The 21,132-nt window shown below is 67.9% G+C and carries 18 protein-coding genes and 1 tRNA gene; 7 read left to right on the top strand and 12 right to left on the bottom strand.

Features of this window, described 5'->3' with window-relative positions:
• Nucleotides 1–74: 74 nt before the first annotated feature.
• On the bottom strand, nt 75–560 hold the full coding sequence (locus K307_RS25150; RefSeq protein WP_042883588.1) for an Lrp/AsnC family transcriptional regulator: 486 nt from the start codon (nt 558–560) through the stop codon (nt 75–77).
• A 170-nt stretch (nt 561–730) separates the two neighbouring features.
• On the opposite strand from K307_RS25150, the gene phhA reads away from it, so the two are divergent.
• From phhA to K307_RS25170, 4 genes are all read left to right on the top strand, one after another.
• Entirely contained in the window at nt 731–1,666 is a 936-nt protein-coding gene (gene phhA / locus K307_RS25155; protein ID WP_042883590.1) for a phenylalanine 4-monooxygenase, read from the top strand.
• Between the two features lie 171 nt (nt 1,667–1,837).
• Nucleotides 1,838–2,140: a 4a-hydroxytetrahydrobiopterin dehydratase gene (locus K307_RS25160; protein WP_042887391.1), complete on the top strand. Its 303-nt coding sequence runs from the start codon at nt 1,838–1,840 to the stop codon at nt 2,138–2,140.
• Between the two features lie 156 nt (nt 2,141–2,296).
• A complete protein-coding gene (locus K307_RS25165) occupies nt 2,297–3,001 on the top strand; it encodes a response regulator transcription factor (protein WP_022537042.1) in 705 nt (234 codons plus the stop codon).
• Nucleotides 3,002–3,054: 53 nt separating this feature from the next.
• Entirely contained in the window at nt 3,055–4,734 is a 1,680-nt protein-coding gene (locus K307_RS25170; protein WP_042883591.1) for a sensor histidine kinase, read from the top strand.
• A gap of 38 nt (nt 4,735–4,772) precedes the next feature.
• Here the strand turns inward: K307_RS25170 and K307_RS25175 are convergent, their stop codons facing one another.
• Nucleotides 4,773–5,282, bottom strand: a complete 510-nt coding sequence (locus K307_RS25175; RefSeq protein ID WP_042883592.1) for an SET domain-containing protein — start codon at nt 5,280–5,282, stop codon at nt 4,773–4,775.
• Between the two features lie 1,215 nt (nt 5,283–6,497).
• On the opposite strand from K307_RS25175, the gene K307_RS25180 reads away from it, so the two are divergent.
• Both K307_RS25180 and K307_RS25185 read left to right on the top strand, forming a co-directional pair.
• The gene (locus K307_RS25180) at nt 6,498–6,776 is read left to right on the top strand and encodes an HU family DNA-binding protein (protein WP_012354324.1); all 279 of its coding nucleotides are present in this window, start codon (nt 6,498–6,500) and stop codon (nt 6,774–6,776) included.
• Nucleotides 6,777–7,020: 244 nt separating this feature from the next.
• Nucleotides 7,021–8,007 (top strand): DUF2272 domain-containing protein, encoded by a 987-nt coding sequence (locus K307_RS25185; RefSeq protein WP_042883593.1) that lies wholly within the window; start codon nt 7,021–7,023, stop codon nt 8,005–8,007.
• 88 nt (nt 8,008–8,095) lie between these two features.
• On the opposite strand, the gene dinB is transcribed toward K307_RS25185, so the two are convergent.
• The 3 genes from dinB to K307_RS25200 all read right to left on the bottom strand — a co-directional run bounded on the left by dinB (nt 8,096) and on the right by K307_RS25200 (nt 11,432).
• Nucleotides 8,096–9,175 (bottom strand): DNA polymerase IV, encoded by a 1,080-nt coding sequence (dinB, locus tag K307_RS25190; RefSeq protein WP_042883594.1) that lies wholly within the window; start codon nt 9,173–9,175, stop codon nt 8,096–8,098.
• 52 nt (nt 9,176–9,227) lie between these two features.
• Complete coding sequence (rarD, locus tag K307_RS25195) at nt 9,228–10,133, bottom strand: EamA family transporter RarD (RefSeq protein WP_042883595.1); 906 nt, start codon at nt 10,131–10,133, stop codon at nt 9,228–9,230.
• Nucleotides 10,134–10,295: 162 nt separating this feature from the next.
• The gene (locus K307_RS25200) at nt 10,296–11,432 is read right to left on the bottom strand and encodes a TRAP transporter substrate-binding protein (RefSeq protein WP_042883596.1); all 1,137 of its coding nucleotides are present in this window, start codon (nt 11,430–11,432) and stop codon (nt 10,296–10,298) included.
• Nucleotides 11,433–11,892: 460 nt separating this feature from the next.
• On the opposite strand from K307_RS25200, the gene K307_RS25205 reads away from it, so the two are divergent.
• Nucleotides 11,893–13,683, top strand: coding sequence for a carbohydrate porin (locus K307_RS25205; protein ID WP_080745225.1), 1,791 nt, complete (start codon nt 11,893–11,895; stop codon nt 13,681–13,683).
• On the opposite strand, the gene K307_RS25210 is transcribed toward K307_RS25205, so the two are convergent.
• The 7 genes from K307_RS25210 to rsmB form a co-directional block, all read right to left on the bottom strand.
• Nucleotides 13,605–14,378, bottom strand: a complete 774-nt coding sequence (locus tag K307_RS25210) for an aquaporin (RefSeq protein WP_230626104.1) — start codon at nt 14,376–14,378, stop codon at nt 13,605–13,607. The two genes, K307_RS25205 and K307_RS25210, sit on opposite strands and share 79 nt — an antisense overlap.
• A 345-nt stretch (nt 14,379–14,723) precedes the next feature.
• A complete protein-coding gene (locus K307_RS25215; RefSeq protein WP_042883597.1) occupies nt 14,724–15,215 on the bottom strand; it encodes a hypothetical protein in 492 nt (163 codons plus the stop codon).
• 249 nt (nt 15,216–15,464) lie between these two features.
• Nucleotides 15,465–15,540, bottom strand: a tRNA-Phe gene (locus tag K307_RS25220).
• A gap of 60 nt (nt 15,541–15,600) precedes the next feature.
• Nucleotides 15,601–16,311 carry a response regulator gene (locus tag K307_RS25225; RefSeq protein WP_042883598.1) on the bottom strand — a complete coding sequence of 237 codons (711 nt, stop codon included), beginning with the start codon at nt 16,309–16,311 and terminating at the stop codon, nt 15,601–15,603.
• Between the two features lie 53 nt (nt 16,312–16,364).
• Nucleotides 16,365–18,806 (bottom strand): sensor histidine kinase, encoded by a 2,442-nt coding sequence (locus tag K307_RS25230; protein WP_042883599.1) that lies wholly within the window; start codon nt 18,804–18,806, stop codon nt 16,365–16,367.
• Nucleotides 18,803–19,696 (bottom strand): DUF4390 domain-containing protein, encoded by an 894-nt coding sequence (locus K307_RS25235; RefSeq protein WP_042883600.1) that lies wholly within the window; start codon nt 19,694–19,696, stop codon nt 18,803–18,805. Before K307_RS25235 ends, K307_RS25230 begins: the two co-directional genes overlap by 4 nt.
• 9 nt (nt 19,697–19,705) lie before the next feature.
• Nucleotides 19,706–21,124 (bottom strand): 16S rRNA (cytosine(967)-C(5))-methyltransferase RsmB, encoded by a 1,419-nt coding sequence (rsmB, locus tag K307_RS25240; protein WP_042883601.1) that lies wholly within the window; start codon nt 21,122–21,124, stop codon nt 19,706–19,708.
• Nucleotides 21,125–21,132: the final 8 nt, after the last annotated feature.

A 21,132-nucleotide genomic window follows, 5' to 3' on the forward strand; every position in this document is an offset into this window, starting at 1 on the left:
CCGGCGAGGGTGACACGCACGCCACAGGAGTGCAAGACCGGCACGCAATCCTGCAAGTGGCTGCGGGAAAAGATTCAGCGCAGGTGGGACAGCGGCAGCGCGCCTTCGCACTTGATCGCGGTCAGCACGATATTCGAGCGCACGCTTTCCACGCCGGGCACGCGCATTAGCCGCTTCATGGTGAATTCGGCCAGCGTGGGCAGGTCGGGGACGACCACGCGGATCAGGTAGTCGGCCTCGCCCGCCACCGAGTAGCACTCCTGCACTTCTTCCAGCAGCAGGATCTCTTCGCGGAAGCGCTCGACGATGGTGTCGCCGTGGTGGGCCAGCTTGACGCTGATAAAGACCAGCACGCCCAGGCCCAGCGCCTGCGACGACAGGCTGACGCGGTACCCGGTGATCACGCCGTCGGCCTCCAGCCGCGCCAGGCGGCGGCCGACCTGGCTGGGCGACAGGTGCACGCGTTCGGCCAGCTGCTGGTGGGTGGAGCGGCCGTCGGCCTGCAGCGCGGCCAGCAGGGCCAAGTCGAAGGGGTCGAGGGAGACGTTCTGGGCAGTCATACACAAATCCCGCATTCCGTGATCGCAGGATGCACATTACATGCACGCGATCCTGGAAACAAGCGGATTATGCGGCCAGTTTGCGCGTGTCGATGGCTAAACTACGCAGTAAATCCGCATTCTTGCTGCCGACGATGCAGCAGCCACGCATTCCAAGGAGACGTTCCCCCATGTCCGCCACCGCTACGGCCGCACCGGCCCCCGACAGCGCCTTCCAGGGCACCCTGACCGACAAGCTCAAGGAACAGTTCGACGCCGGTCTGCTGTCCGGCCAGTCGCTGCGCCCGGATTTCACCATCGAGCAGCCGGTGCACCGCTACACCAGCACCGACCACGCCATCTGGCGCAAGCTGTACGAGCGCCAGGCCTCGATGCTGCAGGGCCGGGTCAGCGACGAGTTCCTGCAAGGCCTGGCCACGCTCGGCATGGAAAAGGACCGCGTCCCCGAATTCGACCAGCTCAACGAAACCCTGATGCGCGCCACCGGCTGGCAGGTGGTGGCCGTGCCGGGGCTGGTGCCGGACGAGGTGTTCTTCGAGCACCTGGCCAACCGCCGCTTCCCGGCCAGCTGGTGGATGCGCAAGCCCGAGCAGCTCGACTACCTGCAGGAGCCGGATTGCTTCCATGATGTGTTCGGGCATGTGCCGCTGCTGATCAACCCGGTCTTTGCCGACTACATGGAGGCCTACGGCAAGGGCGGCCTGAAGGCGGCCGGGATGGGCGCGCTGGACATGCTGTCGCGCCTGTACTGGTACACCGTTGAATTTGGCCTGATCCGCACGCCGCAAGGGCTGCGCATCTACGGCGCGGGCATCGTCTCCAGCCAGGGCGAGTCGATCTACAGCCTGGATTCGGCCAGCCCCAACCGCATCGGCTTCGATGTGCGCCGCATCATGCGCACGCGCTACCGCATCGATACCTTCCAGAAGACCTACTTCGTGATCGACAGCTTCGAGCAGCTGTTCGACGCTACCCGGCCCGACTTCGCGCCGCTGTACCAGGAACTGCGCGCGCAGCCCACGCTGGGCGCGGGCGACGTGGCGCCGGGCGACCAGGTGATCAACGTCGGCACCCGCGAAGGCTGGGCCCAGACGGACGATATCTGAGCGCCGCGCAACGACAACTGAGCGGCAACGCCCGCAAACCCGGGGCCTTCGGGCCCTGCCTCACTTTCCGCTTTGTGAAACAATGCCGGCATGCCCGCCGCCACGGCGCGGGCGGGCCGGCTGTCCGCATTGTTGCGGCCTTCGTTTTCCTACGACCAGATCGAGCCCCCTATGACCCCTCTTTCTCCGCAAGCACGCGCCACGCTGCTGGCCGACCTGCCCGGCTGGACGACCGTCCAGGACCGCGACGCGATCTTCAAGCGCTTTACCTTCCACGACTTCAACGCCGCCTTCGGCTTCATGACGCGCGTGGCGATCCAGGCCGAGAAGGCCGACCACCACCCGGAATGGTTCAACGTCTACAACCGCGTCGATATCACGCTGTCCACGCATGACGCCAACGGCCTGACGCAGCGCGACATCGACCTGGCCCACTTTATCGAGCGCGCCGCCGCCGCGGTGGCGCAGGACTGAGTACGGGGGCGCAGCCGGGCATGGCTGCGGGCGCGGCTGTAGGCTAACCGTAAGGAACCGGCCGCCCGCGCCTTGTACAATCTCTGGCAGGCCCGCACCACATGTGCGCCAGGGGCCCTACCTTCCAGCCATGCCCAACTTCCTGCCCGAGCCGCCATGCGTATCCTGCTGATCGAGGACGACCGCCAGATTGCCAGCGGCGTCGAAGCTGGCCTGTCCCGCGCCGGCCACCAGGTGCGCGTCGTCCATGACGGCGTCTATGCCACCGAACACCTGCTGCGCGAGCAGCACGACCTGGTCATCCTCGACCTGGGCCTGCCCGGCATCGACGGCATGACCCTGCTGGCGCGCTACCGCGCCCGCAACCGCACCACCCCCGTGATCATCCTGACCGCGCGCGACGAGCTGGAAGACAAGCTCTCCGGCCTGAACGCCGGCGCCGACGATTACCTGATCAAACCCTTCGCGCTGCCCGAGCTGGAAGCCCGCGTGCGCGTGCTGCTGCGCCGCAGCCAGCACGGCGAGGCCGCGCCCGAACGCGACGTGCGCCTGGGGCGCCTGCGGCTGTCGGGCAACGACCGCCGCATGTTTATCGACGCCCGCCCGCTGGAACTGTCGCCGCGCGAGTTCGCGGTGCTCGAGCTGCTGCTGCAACGCCAGGGCCGCGTGGTCAGCAAGGCGCAGCTGCAGGACCATCTGGCCACCTTTGCACACCCCGCCGGCGAAGGCGGCGACACAGTGGGCGACACCGCGATCGAGGTCTATGTGCACCGCGTGCGCAAGAAGCTCGAGGACAGCGATGTCGAGATCGTCACCGTGCGCGGCTTCGGCTACCTGCTGCAGAACCGCGCCGGCCAATGAACCCCGACCGGCCGCAGGCAGCGTTGCGGCCGCGCCTCTCGGCCTAGCCGGCAATGTGGCCCAGATCTCGTAATTCCCGTTCCGCCTCTGCCGCCGAGCCCGTCGCCGGCGGCGGCGCGGCCGTGTCTGGCGCCGAGCCCGCTGCATCTGTTGCACGCCAGGCCACCCGCCCCGGCTCCAATCCCAGCCTACGCGTGCACCTGCTGCGCGCGCTGGCCACGCCGCTGTTTGCCCTGGTGCTGACCAGCGGCTCGCTGTCGTACTGGCTGGCGGCGCACTACACCACGCAGGTGTTCGACCGCGCGCTGTACGGCGTGGCCAACAATATCGCCCAGCAGATCCGCATCGCCGGCCCGCGCCTGGAGCAGGACATCCCGATGATCGCGCAGACGCTGGTCGAGGCCGAGGGCACCGACCGCATCTACTGGCGCATCCACGGCCCCGACGGGCTGATCGGCGGCATGGACACGTGGCTCGGCTACGGCACCGGCCAGACCACGCTGCACGACGCCCGGCTCTTCTACGCCTGGTTCAGCGGGCGCCAGGTACGCGCTGTGCGCCTGCCGGTAATGCTGCCCAGCCCCGCCGTGGACGAACTCGGCACCAGCGAGGCAGGCAAGGCCGCGCGCGGGGGGCCGATCGTGGTGGAAGTGGCCGAGCTGCTCGACCGGCGCGAGACCGCCGCCAACGAGATCCTGCTGTCGGTCTCGGTGCCGCTGATCCTGCTGCTGCTGGTGGGCAGCCTGATCCTGTCGCACGTGCTCAAGGAAGAGCTGGTGCCGCTGCAGATCCTGGCCGACAAGCTCAACCGGCAGACCGCGAAGTCGCTGGCGCCGCTGGACGAAACCCAGGTGCCGGCCGAGGTCGCGCCGCTGATCCGCGGCCTGAACGCGCTGCTGGCACGGCTGCGCGATGCGCTCGACGCCCAGCGCAAGTTCATCGCCGACGCCGCGCACCAGCTGCGCACGCCGCTGACCGCGGTCAAGCTGCACGCCGACCGGGCCATGGAGGCCGATTCGCTGGAAATCACCCGTCACGCGCTGCGCGAGGTGCAGACCGCGGCCGACCGCGCGGTGCGGCTGTCCAACCAGCTGCTGTCGCTGGCGCGCGCCGAGCCCGGGCTGTCGCTGGAACGGCTGGGGCCGGTGGAACACTTCGACCTGGCCGAGCTTGCCTTCGAAACCGGCGCCGAGTGGGTGCCGCAGGCGCTGGCGCGCCGCATCGACCTGGGCTTCGAGGTGCTGCCCGGCCCCACCTTCACCGGCAGCGCGCCGGCGATCGTGCGCGGCAACCGGCTGCTGATGCGCGAGGCGCTGTCCAACCTGATCGACAATGCGGTGAAGTACGTGCCCGCGGGCGGGCGCATCACGGTGCGCGCCGGCGGCGAGGCCATGGGCCATCGCGGCATGGCGGTGGTGATGGTGGAAGACAACGGCCCCGGCATCCCGCCGCAGCGGCGCGAGGAGGTGTTCAAGCGCTTCTTCCGCGGCGACCGCTCGCCGGAACCGGGCGGGGGCGGCCGTGCCGCGCCCACCGGCGGCGCCGGCCTGGGGCTGGCCATCGTGCATGAGATCGTGACCCTGCACCAGGGCTCCATCCGCATCGAGGATGTGCCGCCGGTGCCTGGCGTTGCGCCGGCTCCGGCAAACTTGGGTGACGGCCCGCCGGAGCGGCGGCCGACGATGCGCTTCGTGATCCGGATCCCCTGCGAGCCGGCGGGCTCGGTGGCCTGACCCCGCTCGCTGCGCGCGAGGCGGGCTCGGGCGCCGGCTTACTTCTTCTTCTTTTCCTTGGGCGCCAGCATCGTGCCGCGGCATTGCGGGCTGCCGCAGCGGCACTCGAACTCTTTCTTCAGCTTCGCGGTATAGCGCGCGTCGATGACCAGGCCGTAGTCATAGAACAGCTCTTCGCCCTGGGCGATATCGCGCAGCGCATGGATAAACACCCGGCCCTTCTTCTCGCGCGCCTCGCAGTTGGGCTCGCAGGCGTGGTTGATCCAGCGTGCGCGGTTGCCGCCGTACTTGGCGTCGATCACGCTGCCATCGTCGAGGCTGAAATAGAAGGTGTGGTTGGGATCGCTTGGATCGTGCGGATGGCGCTCCAGCGCCTTCTTCCACGAGATGTGCTCACCCTTGTACTCGATCACGCGCTCGCCTTCGGCAATCGGCGCGATCGCATAGACGCCCTTGCCGTGCACGCCTGACTGGCGCACCTCGATCCGGTCGCTCGCCGTCTTCTTCCTGCCCTCGCCCGCTGCCTTGCGCTTTGCCTTGTCCGCCATTTGCCTTTCCGTGCGTATCGCCTGTTGTGGCTGCTGTGCCGGCCGTTCCGGCGCGATCGGCATGATACCGGCGCGGCCGCGACACGTATACGTGCGCTCTGCGCGTGCCGGCACCAGGCGCCGCCGCCCGTATACGCGCACCCACCTCTGCGCGACCGCGTATACCTCGCGCGCCGGTGTGACCGCCCGGTTTACGCGGCATACGCCAAGCCGTTTCCCAACCGCCGCGCCAATCGTTTACGTCTCCCGCTGTGGATAACCCGGCCCCCAACTGTGGAAAAGCACGCGGATTCGATGTGGGCTGCCTGGGGCTGGTATGGGGATGCGTCAGGCATAAGTCGGAGGGGCTCCGGCACCGACCTCACCCATATGGCCGAGTCATCCACCGCGACCAACACTGGACAAGCCTACTTCTCGTTTACGTAAACCGTTGAGCCAAAAGACGTTTACGGGGTTTTCCACAGCGCGGGCGGGTGTTTACCTACTACCACTATTTGTATACATGAAAAGAAAGACGTAAACCGAAAGAACGAGCCCACCCCGGCGGCCCGAAGCAAGGCTCAGCCGAATGGAGGTGGCCGTTTACGCCAGGCTTGGGCGAGACTCTTTGGTTTTTGAGGGAAGCGGCGTATACGCCGCCGGGGGGTATACGCAGCACTGATGTGTCGACGGCGTATACGCGGGCGCCTGCGGCGCGATGCGCGGCGGCTGCCGGAAGCGCCTGGACCTCATGCATGGGCCGAATACCAGCAAGGTTTCGGTCAGCTGCGGCTGGGTAGGCGGATGTGCAACATAGTGCATGGCGGCTGGTATGGCGGCTGTATGGCGCCGCCAGCGGTCCCTGAGCGCGATTGAGGTCTGTGGGCTACTCCGTCCTGCGAAAGACGACGAGAGGCCCTCTACAGCCTCCCAGGGCCCTCTTGCACGCTGCTCCACCCCCTGGCTAGCCCGGAACGCGTCCAGGGCCGTGTAGAGGCTCCATGAAGCGTTTCCGTCACGCCTTCGGCCCTGCGCGGCAGGCCCGAAGTCTGCGTCACATTGCCGCGAAGCACGGCCTGAAGCGGGCTGGCGGAAACTACCCCGTAACAATCTGTTCCCGGTGCGCCTTGTCCGACACGGTATCATGTGGCCCGCGGCGTCTTTGCCGGGGCCGTGCCAGCCTGGCCGCCCGGGACCGGGACGCCTGTGTTTTATCAACTCGATACGGAGTGAAGCATGACGAAAACCGAACTGATCGACGCGATCGCAGCCGGGGTTGACGGTCTGACCAAGGCCAAGGCGGAACAGGCACTGAACGTGACCCTGTCGGCCATCATGGACGCCGTGGCCAAGGGCGACACGCTGAGCCTCATCGGCTTTGGCACGTTCAGCAAGGGCGAGCGTGGCGAGCGCATGGCGCGCAACCCGCGCACCGGCGAAGAAATCAAGGTCGAAGCCGCCAAGACCGTGAAGTTCAAGGCCGGCCAGAAGTTCAAGGACGCGGTCAACCAGTGAGCCTGACGGGCTGCAGCACTGCACGGCCCGGATTTGCCTGACCCCGCCATGCCGCCGCCCGGTGCCCGAGGGCGCAGGTGTGCGCCAGGCGGGGGACGTTATCCACAGTAGGGAATCGGAATTTCTGCAGTATCCGCCGCATCGCTGTAGCCGCAGCCACAGCGATCGCGAGCGAAGTCTTCCAACAGGCGTCCAGCCTTGGCTGTTGCTGGCCTGACCGGGTGCCGCAGTACGTGGGGCTCCCATGTTTGCCCGTCCGCCGCGCCGCAGATCTCCACAGCGTTATTCACAACGCTTTCCACAGTCGATTCCACAGGTTTCTCCACAGGCATTTTGCGCCGCCGTGGCGCTTGCGCTGCTCAGCGCCTGTACCACCATCAGCGAAACCGCCCGGCCGCAGGCGCGCGCCCTGCCCGACAACGAAAGGCCGCTAACGCATCCAGGCGCCACGCCGCGTGAACGTATCGTGGAGATTGCCACGCAGGAGTGGGCACGCTGGGGCGGCCAGGTGGTGCGGCTGGGCCGCGACGATACCGCCTGCGTCACCTACAGCCCGCTGCCCGCGCCGGAACTGCCCCCGCCGCTGCCCGAGCCGCCGGAGGTCCCGGGCGATAGGCAGGCCCCCGGCCAGTTCCCCACCAGCGCCGACACCGAAACCAATGCCAACCAGCCGCCGTTGTCCAACTGCCTGTCCTTCCCCGACGGCACCGGCATGGAAGCGACGCCGCTGGGCTGCACCCTCGCCCGCCGCTATTGGGGCATCGTCGGCGAGGCCCCGAGCTGCCAGCAGGTGACGCAGGGTGCGTGGGCCTGGTCGGCGGTGTTCGTCTCCTGGGTGCTGCGCAAGGCGGGACTGGACGAGCGCCAGTTCCTGACCGGCCAGTCGCATTCGATGTACGTGGTGGATGCGCGCGACGGCATCCTGCCCCGACCTGCCTTCCATCTCGAGCCGATGCCTGCCATGCCGCGCCCCGGCGACATCATCTGCGCGGGTCGCGGGCGTGAGCGCTACCTGGAGGACATCGGCGAGATCGGCTTCGGCACCACGCCGATGCATTGCGACATCGTGGTCGCGGTGGATCCGGCAGCGCGCATGGTACGCGCCATCGGCGGCAACGTGCAGCAGTCGGTGTCGATGGAAGAGATCGAGCTGGGTGATTCAGGCCGGCTCGATGGCCTGACCAACTCGCATATGCCGTGGCTGCTGGTGATGCGCAATGACCTGCAGTAGGCAAAAGTATTGTCGCGACTTATCGAGGTGATGATTTTCTTGGTTCGTTGATTATTCGCTTGAATAATCATTGGGGCCCAGTCGAGGCTCAGTCGAACAATTCCAGCTGCGACGTATCCCGGTCGCTGGTCCCTACCCCGACGCCCAGCAGCCGCACCGGCAGCCCGCGGCGCGCATGCCCTTCGGCCAGCAGGCGCGCATAGACGGCGCGGTCGGGCGCATGGCCACGGCATTCCACCGTGGTCTGGCGGAAATCCGAGAAACGCAGCTTGACCGTCAGCTTGTCGATGGTGTCGTGCGCCTGCGCCCGCGCAATGCGGCCCTCCAGCATCGCGACCAGCGGCTCCAGCTCGGCCAGGCACGCCTGCAGGTCGGGCAGGTCGTCGGCATAGGTTTCTTCCACGCTGATCGACTTGCGCTCACGCTCCGGCGACACCTCGCGCTCGTCCACGCCCCGGCACAGCCGGTAGAGCCGCGCCCCGAAGGCACCGAACTCGCGGTGCAGCCGGTCGGCCGACCAGGGCCGCAGGTCGCCGCAGGTCTCGGCTCCCAGGCGCCGCAACTTGGCTGCGGTGACCGTGCCCACGCCGTGGATGCGCTCCACTGGCAGCGTGGCGACAAAGGCGTCGACCGCCGCGGGCCTGACCACGAACAGCCCGTCGGGCTTGTTCCAGTCGCTGGCGACCTTGGCGACGAACTTGCTCGGTCCCACGCCCGCCGAGACCGTCACCCCCACCTCATCGCGCACGCGCTGGCGGATCTCTTCGGCGATGCGCGTGGCGCTGCCGGCGTGGCGGGTGCAGCGGCTGACATCGAGGTAGGCCTCGTCCAGCGACAGCGGCTCGACCAGCTCGGTGTATTCACGGTAGATCGCGAAGATCTGGCGCGACACCTCGCGGTATTTGTCCATCGCCGGGCGCACGATCAGCAGCTCGGGGCAGCGCTTGAGCGCTTGCGCCGACGCCATCGCCGAGCGCACGCCAAAGGCGCGCGCCTCGTAGTTGCAGGTGGCGATCACCCCGCGGCGGTCGGGCGAGCCGCCCACGGCCATCGGGCGGCCGCGCAGCGACGGGTCGTCGCGCATCTCGACCGAGGCGTAGAAGCAGTCGCAGTCGCAATGGATGATCTTGCGCTGGAGCGCGGGCGTGGCATCAGGCGGGGCGGACATGGTGGCCAGGCACCGTATTGTTATCCGTGTGAAGAATGAAGCTGGTCAATCTTTAGACTGACTCATTAGTCGGCTGGATGGCCGATGGCTTCTGCCGCGCGTTCATCCACAGTCCCTCGGCCGCATACAGCGCCAGCGAGATCCAGATCAGCGCGTAGCCGACCTGCTTCTGCGCCGGGAACGGCTCGTTCCACAGCCACACGCCCAGCAGCAGCTGCAGCGTCGGCCCGGTGTACTGCAGCAGGCCCAGCAGCGACAGCGGGATGCGGCGCGCACCGGCCGCAAAGAACAGCAGCGGCACCGCCGTCACCGGCCCCGCCATCAGCAGCAGCAACTGCGTACCCGGTGCTGCGTGGGTGAAGCCGTCCTGCCCGGTGGCGAACAGGTAGGCCAGCACCGCCGCCGCGATCGGGAACAACAGCAGGGTTTCCAGCGACAGCCCTTCGAGCGCGCCCAGCGCCCCGGTCTTGCGCAGCAGCCCGTAGCCACCGAAGCTGGCCGCCAGCCCCAGCGCGATCCACGGCAGCTGGCCCGCCGCCACCGTCAGCCAGGCCACGCCGGCCGCGGCCACCGCGATCGACAGCCACTGCACCGGGCGCAGCCGCTCGTGCAGGAACACCACGCCCAGCAGCACGCTGAACAGTGGATTGATGAAGTAGCCCAGGCTGGCATCGACCACGCGGTTGGCGGACACCGCCCAGATATAGAGGAACCAGTTGCCGCACAGCAGCGCCGCGCTGGCCGTGAACGACAGCAACAGGCGCCGGTCGTGCAACACCTTGCCGAGCCATCCCCACTGGCGCCGCCAGGCCAGGATCAGCCCCAGGAACACCAGCGACCACACCATCCGGTGCAGCAGGATCTCCACCGGCGCGATGCCGGGCAGCGACTTGATGTAGAGCGGGAGCAGCCCCCAGATGACATAGGCCAGGAGGGCGTAGAGGATGCCGAGTTGCATAGGGAATTCCGGTAGATGCCGGCGATTCTACCGGCGCCGGCCAAACCGCGCCGCGCAGGTGGGTCAAGGCAGACCAAGTCAGGCCGGCAACAAAAAACCCCATGCTCCAGAAGGAACATGGGGTTTGCAGGACGCCCCGGAGTCACCCGGGCGGCGTGCCGCTTACAACTTGCGCGCGTAGCTGAACTGCGCGAAGGCCTGCTCGGCCACGTTGAACCAGGCGGCCTCGTTGTTGCGGAACACACGCCAGTCGTCGTAGATCTTCTTGAACGACGGGTTCTTGGCGGTTTCGTCGGCGTAGGCTTCCTGGGTCGCCTTGAAGCACGCTTCCATGATCTCCTTGGAGAACGGGCGCAGCTTGACGCCGTTTTCCAGCAGGCGGGCCAGCGCCTGCGGGTTGACCGTGTCGTACTTGGCCATCATGTTGGTGTGGGCCTCGATGGTGGCCGTTTCCAGCGCGCGCTTGTACAGCGCCGGCAGCTTCTCGTACTCGGTGGCCGAGGCGTAGAACGACAGCTGCGCGCTGCCTTCCCACCAGCCCGGGTAATAGTAGTACGGCGCCACCTTGTAGAAGCCCAGCTTCTCGTCATCGTACGGGCCCACCCACTCGGCCGCGTCGATGGTGCCCTTTTCCAGCGCCGGGTAGATGTCGCCGCCGGCGATCTGCTGCGGCACCACGCCCAGGCGCGACAGCACCACGCCGGCAAACCCGGCGATGCGGTACTTCAGGCCCTGCAGGTCGGCCACGGTCTTGATTTCCTTGCGGAACCAGCCGCCCATCTGCGCGCAGGTGTTGCCGCCCAGGAAGTTGACGACGTTGTATTCCTTGAAGAACTCGCGCATCAGCTTCATGCCGTTGCCCTGCAGCATCCACGCGTTCTGCTGGCGCGCGGTCAGGCCGAACGGGACGGTGGTGTCGAAGCACAGCGTCGGGTTCTTGCCGAAGTAGTAGTAGCCGGCGGTGTGGCCGAGCTGCACGGTGTTGTTCTGCACCGCGTCCAGCACCTGCAGGCCCGGCACCAGTTCGCCGGCGGCGAAGACCTTGATATTGAACTTGCCGTCGGTCAGTTCCTTCACGCGCGTGGACAGCAGTTCGGCGCCGCCGAAGATGGTGTCGAGCGACTTGGGGAAGCTCGAGGCCAGGCGCCATTCCACGGCGGGGTTGCTGCCGACCACGGCCGGCGCTGCCGGGCCGCTGGCGGCAGCGGGCGCTGCCTTTTGTTCACCCTTGCCGCACGCGGCCAGTGCCCCGGTTGCGGCCACGGCCGACGCTTTCAACAGAAAGGAACGACGTTCCATCTCCACTTCTCCTCTTATAGATATTGATTCGGATGCGGGCGCGCGGCTCGCATGAGGCCACGCACCAGACCGTGACGCACCGGCCGCCGGGGTACGGTGGCCTGCGCAACGCTGTGCCTGTTGCGAACGGGCACGGCGGTGTGCCCCCCAGTGCCGGACACTGGTCGCGGCAGCCACGGACTTGTCCGCCCAGTCGTGATCGGAAAAGCGGCGCGCGCGGCGAGGGCTGTCTTACCCGAAAGACAAGCCAGCCGATTATAGCGGTGGCCCTTTCGCCACGGGGCCCTGCGCAAGTGCGGGTTTTCGCTAGTCGATCACGCCAGTCCCAAGTGCTTTTCGCATTGTGAGACGAGCAACACTACGATGGATTTTGTAACCCGGCTTGCGGTCAAATGAACCGGCTGATAAAAAACAGACCCCACCCCCCGGAGGGTTTGTCTGCTCCGGCCACCATTGCTGCATGCCTGAATTGTTGTCCGCCTCCCGCCGCATCACCGCTTCGCCGCCCTGCCCGCGCATCCCGGCCGGGCGCGGCGGCCTGCCCCTGCGCCGCCTCGGCTTTGCCGTGCTCGCCGCGTGGGGACTGGTGGCGTGCGCGCAGACCGGTGGCTCGATTTTCAGCACGAGCACGGACACGACCACGCCGCCGCCGCGCTTTGAGCCGCGGCCGGAGGTGCCGTCCGTGGTGTCCGCAGTTGGCCCCGCCATGGCGCAGCCAGCCGCGACTAATGCGCCGGCCACGTCGGCCCAGCCAGCCACGCAAGCCGCTGCGGCCCCGGACGACCCGCTGGCCGCACTGATTGCCGGCGACGCGGCACCAGCGCCGGACGCTGCCGCCGCCCCGCCTGCACAGGCCCAGGCTCAGCCCGCACCGTCTGCTGCGCAGCCCGACACCAGCGCCCCCGCAAGCGTTGCCGCCACCAACCCGGCAGCCGACCCGAACTTCGTCGGCCCACCCGAGCCACCGCCCCCTGCGCCGCCGCCACTGGTGCTGTTCCCGCCCCGGCTCGGCGAGTTTCAGGCCGAGGCGCCCGCCCAGCCCACGCAGACCAGGGCCGAGGCCCCAGGGGAGGCACCACCCGATGCCCCGCCGGTGCTGCGCTCGCAGTTGCCCGCCGACGATGCCGCAGTCGACACCGTGTGGCGCCTGAGCTACAGCGGCCGAGCCGCAGTCGAGGAGCGCCCGGCCACCATGCGCGCCTGCCCCGGCGGCGCGCTCTCGACCGGAATCGGCGGCGGCCTGGACTGCCGCAGCGCCGGGGAGGTCAAGATCCGCGAATCCGTGCTTGACCTGGACGGCGGTGCGCAGGTGATGTTCATTGCGCAGGCGCGCGGCACCGATGCCACCACCGTCAACGGCCGCCCGACGGCGGTCGATCCCTATGCGCTGGTACCGCAGTTCTATACCGCAGTCAGTGGCCTCGCGGTGCTGGACGGCGGCACCATGTGGGCCGGCCGGCGCGACAACGCGCCCTTCCTTATGTCGTCCGGCCTGCTGCCGCCCAATTCCACGGCGATGCGCTTCGGCGTGGACAACGCCAAGGTGATCGGCGATATCGGCCTGAGCTACCAGTACACCGCGCGCGCCGACCAGAACGGCCAGAACCTGCCGAGCTACCACTCGGTGCGCACCGCGCCGATCAGCACCAACGAAAAGGGCTCGGTCCAGCTCGGCTTTACGCGCGTGGAAGCGCAGCCGATGGTGGAAGACACTGGCGGCGCCTGGTGGGCGTCCGCCCTGCATGAGCAGAAAGGCGTGCTGTTCGGCACCAACCGCCTCGGCCTGCAGTTCGGCTCGGGCTCGCGCAACGCCATGACCGGCTATACCGGCATGGGCCCGTCGCTGTCGCGCATGCGTGTGGCCGAATCGATCGAATGGAAGGGGCGCTCGGGGCTGACCGGCGCGGTGGAACAAAGCCTGCAGTTCGACCGCTCGCCGGTCGGCACGATGCAGTGGACCACCACGCGCCTGCGCCCCGCCTATGTGGCCAGCGACCAGTTCCGGCTGAATTTCGAGGTCTCGCACGACCAGATCTCTTCCGGTTTCGGCGTCAGCGGCCAGCGCACCGCGCTTACCGTGGCGCCGACGCTGACGCTGGGCAAGTCGGCGGGCAACGCCAACCTGCGCGCGTTCTACACCTACAGCCGGGCCTCGGACGTGGACGGCATCGGCTACACCGCGCCCGCCGACGCCTGGGCCTCGCAGCCGAGCGGCTCGATCTTCGGCGTGCAGCTCAATCGGCGCTGGTAGGCGCGGCGCGAGCCCTTGATATCGCCAGCCGCGGGCACGGGCTTGCGGCACAGCCAGTGGAACAGCAGCGTCGCGGCCAGCCCGCCGCCGATCTGCGCCAGCACAAAGCCCGGCACATCCGCCGGTCGGATCCCGGTAAAGGTATCGGTCAGCGCGCAGGCAATGGTCAGCGCGGGGTTGGCGAACGAGGTCGACGACGTGAACCAGTACCCCGCGGTGATATAGCCCGCCACCACGAACGGCACCAGCTGCGGCCGGCTGCGCAGCGTGCCGATGCCCACGCCCACCAGCCCGAAGGTCGCCACGCACTCGCTCCACCACATCGACGCACCGGTGCGGCTCTGCGCCGACCAGGCCAGCGCCGGCTCGCCGAACATCGCATGCGCGGCCAGCACGCCGCAGACGCCGCCGGCCACCTGCACCAGCACGTAGCGCAGCGCATCGCGCGGCGACAGCGCGCCCTGCACCAGCGCCGACAGGCTCACCACCGGGTTGAAATGTCCGCCCGACACCGGGCCCAGCGACACCAGCAGCGCCACCAGCCCGGCCCCGGTGGCCAGCGAATTGGCCAGCAGCGCCAGCGCGGTGTCGCCCGCGGCGAGCCGCTCGGCGCGGATGCCGGAGCCCACCACGATCGCCACCAGCAGGGCCGTGCCCAGGCCTTCGGCCACCAGGCGGCGTGCCAGCGTACTCATCGCTGCGCTCCGTTGACGGCGCGCAGCGGCGATCGAGCGGAGCCACGAACGGGATACGAGAGCGGCCGCGAGATCGCGGCAAAGGCAGTGGGGAAAGCGTGCAGCGGCAAGATGGAAAACGTCGCCTGAGACGACGCCTCGAACGGTGGCGGTTCAGTAGCAAACCCGCGCACACGTGGTGAGCGCGGACGCGACAGTGTTCCGTTCGCGCACGGAGCGCGTCAATGCGTGGCCGCTTTGTTGTGTGCAGACGCGCGGTATCGAATCGCCGCGCTGGCCGCGGGCCGTTAGTGCAGCCGGGCCCATCGCGGCAAAGCGAGCGGCATCACGGCCGCAGCGCGCGCCTCAGCGCAACAGGAACGCGATGTCGTCGACGCTGATCTGCGACACCGGGATGCCCTTGCGGCGCTGGAACAGGATGTGCTGCTGCACGCGGCTGCGCTGCTCGGCGAATGCCGCCGCATCGATCGGCGTACCCAGGCGCATGTAGTGCTGGACCAGCAGCTTGTAGGCGCGGTGCCGCACCTGCATCGCCTCGGCCTCCGCGCGCAGCCGTTTCATCTGCGCCGGACTGCGGTCGATGGCCTGGTGCAGTTCGTCGACGGTGCGGGCGTGCAGCTCACGGTAGACATCGCGCTCGGCTTCCGCCTTGTGGAGTTCGTCGCGCAAATCGCGGACCTTGCGCTGCAGCTTCAGCGTCTGCGTGACCGCCTGCTGTATCCGCCCGGCCGCGCCAAGCGCGTGGCTGGCCGCGGCCATGGTGCTCTTCCACAGTCCGCGCTCGCTGCTCGCGCCTTCCGGCGGCCAGCGCTTGTCATCCCCGATCAACGTATCCATCAGACCCCCGGTAGAGAAACGATAGCCCTGGACCGGCGTTGTCCGCTCTATTGGCGCGGCTTGACCGGCTCGGCATGCGCTGCCGGGTGGCAGGGCATCAGGGCATCGTAGAGATACATATATCGGGTGCCAAGTAGAAGTTATTTACTTCTGGATTGTCTGTTGCAAGTTGTGCAAAGGTATTGCCTTGGCAGCAGGACAGCGCCCAAAGCAAAAAGCCCGGCTGCAGGAGCCGGGCTTTTCTTGTTCTGGTGGCCTGGGACGGAATCGAACCGCCGACACAAGGATTTTCAATCCTCTGCTCTACCGACTGAGCTACCGGGCCAAAGAAGCGAAACTATAACTGGACTTTTTTAGCCAGTCAAGCGTCATCTGCGTCACTGCCTCATTGTTCGGCAGGCTCGGGCTTGTTGCGGCCCAGTTCGACGCCGAGCTGCTTGAGCTTGCGGTACAGGTGGGTGCGTTCCAGGCCGGTCTTCTCGGCCACGCGGGTCATGCTGCCGTGTTCGCGCAGCAGGTGGTATTCAAAGTAGGCGCGCTCGAACAGGTCGCGCGCTTCGCGCAGCGGCATGTCGAAGGAGAACTGCATCTCGGCCTCGGGCACGCGCGCGGGGTTGCCGTTGGGGGCGGCCTCGACGGCGGGCTCGGGCGCGGCGCCGACCGTGCCGGCTTCGGCCGAGGGCGCGGTGGCCGGCGCGGCCGCAGTGGCCGGGGCGCTGCGCGGGCGATCGACGCCGCGCGCCAGTCCCTGCTCGACCGCGGACAGCAGCTTCTGCAGCGCGATCGGCTTCTCCAGGAAATTCAGTGCGCCGATCTTGGTCGCCTCGACTGCCGTGTCGATGGTGGCGTGGCCCGACATCATGATGACGGGCATCGTCAGCTGGCCCTGCGCGGACCATTCCTTGAGCAGCGTCACACCATCGGTGTCGGGCATCCAGATATCGAGCAGCACGAGGTCAGGCGTGCCCGTCGCGCGGTATTCGCGCGCCTGGTGCGCGTTTTCCGCGAGTTCGACCACGTGGCCTTCGTCGCTGAGGATCTCCGAGAGCAGCTCCCGGATTCCCATTTCGTCATCGACTACGAGGATCGTTGCCATACTTCCCCTCTTAACCCCACCGCAGCGTTCCGGGACCGGACGCCAATGTTTGACTATGCCAGTTTAACGAACAGGATCGAGATCTGTGCACCGACCACCTCCGCACCTTCCATGCGATTGCGCAGCTCGATGCGCGCACCGTGTTCGTCAATGATCTTTTTTACCATCGCGAGCCCGAGACCCGTGCCCTTGGCTTTCGTGGTCACATAGGGCTCGAACGCACGGCTCAGGATTCGTGGTGCAAAGCCGGGACCATTGTCCGCAATGGTGAGCTTGACGGCCTGCCGGTTTTCGCCGGCAGAATCTTTGTATTCTACAGTCTCGGTGTTCAGAGTGATATGGGGCGCGGCCCTACCCGCCACCACGTTCTCCGCGGCCGCATCCTGCGCGTTCTGCAGCAGGTTGTGGATGACCTGGCGCAACTGCGTGGGATCGCCCTTGATATCAGGCAGGCCCGCGCCCAGCGTCGGATGGATCACCGGGTGCTCGTGCACCGCCGGATCGTCGATACCGTACAGGTGCAGCACGTCCGCCACCAGGCTGTTGAGCTGCAGCGATTGCAGCACCGCCGGCGGCGTGCGTGCGTAGTCGCGGAAGTCATCGACCATGCGCTTCATCGCCGCCACCTGGTTAACGATCGTGGCCGCGCCGCGCTTTAGCACATCCACATCGGTGCCTTCCAGCTTGGGCGAGAGCTTCATCTGCAGCCGCTCGGCCGACAGCTGGATCGGCGTCAGCGGGTTCTTGATCTCGTGCGCGAGGCGCCGCGCCACTTCGCCCCATGCCACCGAGCGTTGAGCGGAAATCACATCGGAAATATCGTCGAACACGACCACATAGCCGGGCTCGTCGCGCTCGCCGCCGGGCAGGCGCGCGCCGCGCACCAGCAGCGTGAGCGGTTGTTCCTCGTTGCCAATATTGCCGTGTGGCAGTTCGATCTGCTTCTGCCAGTGCTCGGCGCCACCCAGCACCTCGCTGGTGTTCTGGTCCGAGAAGGCCTGGCGCACGATCTCGCCGAAGGGCCCCATGCCAGGGATCTGCTCCACCGGCAGGCCCAGCACCGCGGCAAACGGTTGGCGGAAGATGCGCTCGGCGCCCGGATTGGCGGTGATCAGCACGAAGCGGCGGTCGAATACCAGCACGCCCGCGGTCAGGTTCTGCAGCACGCTTTCCAGGTAGGCCTTGGACTGCTCCAGCGCGGCGCGGTTTTCTTCGACGGCCAGGCGCGCCTCGGCCAGCTGGCGCGTCATCTGGTTGAACTGCTGCGTCAGCATGCCGAGTTCATCGCGGCTCTTCAGCTCGCGCTTGGGCGAGAGGTCGCCCTCGGCCACTTCCTTGGTCCCCTGCAGCAGCATCAGCAGCGGCCGCGCCAGCTGTCCGCCCAGCAGCAGCGCCAGCATCACCGCGATGAACACCGCCAGGAACAGCGTCAGCGTCAGCGTGCCGATATACATCTTGCGCAGGCCGGTGCGGCCCAGCGCCTTTTCCTGGTATTCCTGGTACGCGCGCTGGACCTCGTCGGCATTGCGCGCGAGCACCGCCGGCACCGGGTGCAGCACCTGCAGGTAGCGCTCTTCGCGCACGGTCTCGCCGACCAGGCCGAAGCCGCTGGAGGGGGACTCTTCCTGTCGGCGCTCGACCGACAGGCCGGAGCCGGCCCAGCGCGACTTCGGTGCCGCGCGCGGCACGCTGGCGCCCGCGACCATGTCCTGCGTCGCGGTCGGCGCCGCGCCCAGCGGAATGATCACGCGCAGCCGGTACAAGTGGCTGCTGTCGACGCGCTCGGCGCCCCGGCCGCTGTCGGTGGACGGGTCGGTGCCACCCTCAACCGCCGCAAAGCCGCCGGCCAGGCGTGCCTGCTCGGCCAGCACGCCCGACGGCAGGTCGGGCACCAGCGTGGCATAGTTGCTCGACGCGGTCGCCAGCACGCGGCCGCTGCCGGTGAAGATCGCCGCTTCCTGGATGCCGTACTGCTCGCGCAACCGGTTTAGCTGCAGCGAGGTGGCCACGCCGGTGGAACCGGAGAGCTGGTCGGCCATCAGCCGCGCCTTGACCTGCAGGTCGGCGAGCGAGCTGTCGATGGTGGAGCGGCCCAGGTTCAGGCCCGCCTCGAGCGCGGTTTCCACGCGCACGTCGAACCAGGACTCGATGCTGCGCGAGACGAACTGCAGCGATACCAGGTAGATCAGCACGCCCGGCAGCACGCCCACCACGCCGAAGAACACGGCGAGCTTGGTCATCAGTCGCGTGCCGAACTTGCCGCGGCGATAGCGCAGCCACAGCGTCAGCGCCAGCGCGCCAATGATCAGCACCAGCAGCCCGCCGATCACCAGGTTCACCTTGAACAGCAGCGTGAAATAGCGATCGAAGAATTCGGTGTTGGCCGACGCGCCGGCCAGCAGCCCCACCAGCACCAGTGCCAGGAAGACGATGATTCCGGCCACGATGCGGTACAGCACGCGCCGGAACCGGCTGTCCCACAGCGAGGTGTTCATGGCTGGCTCGATGCGGGCTGCGCCAGCAACGTGGGCGACAGCGCGGTCGACGCCGCCTGCATGAAGACAGTGCCGCGCACATCGTTGGCGGCGGCGGGCGCGCCCGGCACCGATGCCGGCGCGGGCACGGCGGGCGAAGCCGGCAGCGGCGGCGATGCGGGAGCCGGGGACGGTGCGGGCGGCGCAGGCGGTGGCGGCGGAGGTGGTGGTGGCGCCGCGTTCAGGTCCGTCGGCACCGTGTAGATAAAGCGCCGCCAGTCCGACGCCAGGTTCCAGTCGCGCGTATTGACGGCATTGATCTGGAATGGCTTGGGCAGCTGCGACAGGTCGAGCCGCATGCGCACTTCAGCGTGGTAGCTCTCGCCCGGCTTGACTGTATTGCGCTCGAACACGCGCCAGCCGCGCACGCGCTGGATGAATTGCAGCGCGCTCTTCAGGCGTGTGAACGGCAGCTGCAGGCCGCCGGTCGAGACACGGTACTGGCGCGTCAGCGGCTGGTACGACAGGCGCACGCTGCGGCTGGTGTTGACGGGCTTTTCGTCGAACCAGTACCAGCGCGAACGCGAAAGCTGGAAGTCGACCGCGAAATAGAGGGAGATGCCCTTGTGCAGCGCGTCTTCGAGCGCGGGCGGCAGGTCGAAATCGAAACTGGCGGCGAGTTCGAAACCGCCGTCCTGGTATTCGATGCGCGCTTCGGTGGCTTCGATGACCTGTGCTTGCACCACAGGCGGCTGCAGCAGCAGTGTCGCCAGTGCCAGCACCAGGGCCAGATACCAGCGCACCAGCGTGCCACGCCTGGCCGCGCCGTGGTGGGGCGAAAGCAGGCACGCCTTGTCCGCCGTAGTGTCCACGGTCGCGCGGCAGTCTGACAGGCGCGGCATGCTCAGCATCGGATCAGATCAGGCGCGTTTCTGGAAGCGGGCGTAGAAGAAGCCATCGTGATCCGATGGCAGGCTGGCCTGGCCGGCTTCCTTTTCACCTTGTTCGCCAGCCATTTGCGTGGTTCGGGTGCCGGGCAGCAGCTGCCCCGGCGCCTGCAATCGTATCGCATCTGCCAGCTGTGCACCAAACCAGCGCGCCTGCTCCTCGCCTTCCGTTGGGAAAATAGAACAGGTGACGTAGACCAGGATACCGCCCGGTTTGAGCAGCGGCCACAGCTGCGAGACGATGCGGCGCTGTTCGGTGATCAGCTTGGCGATATCGGTGTCGCGGCGCAGCCAGCGGATATCGGGATGGCGCCGCACGATGCCCGAGGCCGAGCACGGCACGTCGGCCAGGATGCGGTCGAATGGCTGGCCGTCCCACCAGTCGGCGGGCCGGCTGGCATCGCCCACCACGATCTTTGCTTCCTTGCCCAGGCGGGCCAGGTTCTCGCCGATGCGGGTGGCGCGCTGCGGATCGCTCTCCACTGCGGTTACATCGATATCGGCCAGTTCCAGCAGGTGGCCGGTCTTGCCGCCGGGCGCGGCGCAAGCGTCGAGCACGCGCATGCCGTCGGCCACTTCCAGCAGCGGCGCGGCCAGTTGCGCGCCGGCATCCTGCACCGACACCACGCCTTCGGCAAAGCCCGGCAACTGCGTTACCGGCACCGCGCGGATCAGGCGCACGGCCTGCGGGCCGACCACGGTGCCGGCCAGGCCGGCATTGGCGAGGTCGGTCTGGTATTGCTGGACCGAGGTGCGCGCGGTGTTCACGCGTACCGTCATCGGCGGGCGCACGTTGGCGCTCGCGGCCAGCGTCATCCATTGGTCTGGGTAGGCCTCGCGCAGCATGCGCAGCCACCACGGCGGCAGGTTCCAGCGCGCCTGCTCGTCGCGGTTGACGTCGGCCAGCAGCGCCTTGCGTTCGCGCAGGAAGCGGCGCAGCACCGCATTGACCAGGCCGCGTGCGTGCGCGGTCTTGGGTTCGGAGGCGGCGGCGCTCACCGCCTGGTCGACCACCGTGAAGGTGCTGTAGCCGGGGCGGCCCGCGTCCCCGTCCTGCTGGTCTTTGTCCGCATTGTCCTGCTTGTCGCGCGGGCCCGGTGCGTGTTCCAGCAGCAAGGCCAGGGCCACCGCCAGCAGCGAGTCGACCTGTGCGCCGGGCGGGCGCGTGACCAGCTTGGTCACCAGCGCACGCGCGGTGCCGAACTGGCGCATGGTGCGATAGGCGATGTCCTGCAGCGCGCCGCGCGTGGCGGCATCGCGCACGCGGTCCAGGCGCAGCTGCGCGGCGGCGTCCTCGATCGCCTGAGGCAAGGCGGTGCCTTCGCTGACGGCACGTACCGCGGCGGCGGCGCCGAGCATCTGGAAGGCAAGCGAATCGGGAGGCAGGCGCATATCGGTCA

The organism is Cupriavidus necator A5-1 (genome assembly GCF_000744095.1).
Lineage (GTDB): Bacteria > Pseudomonadota > Gammaproteobacteria > Burkholderiales > Burkholderiaceae > Cupriavidus > Cupriavidus necator_A.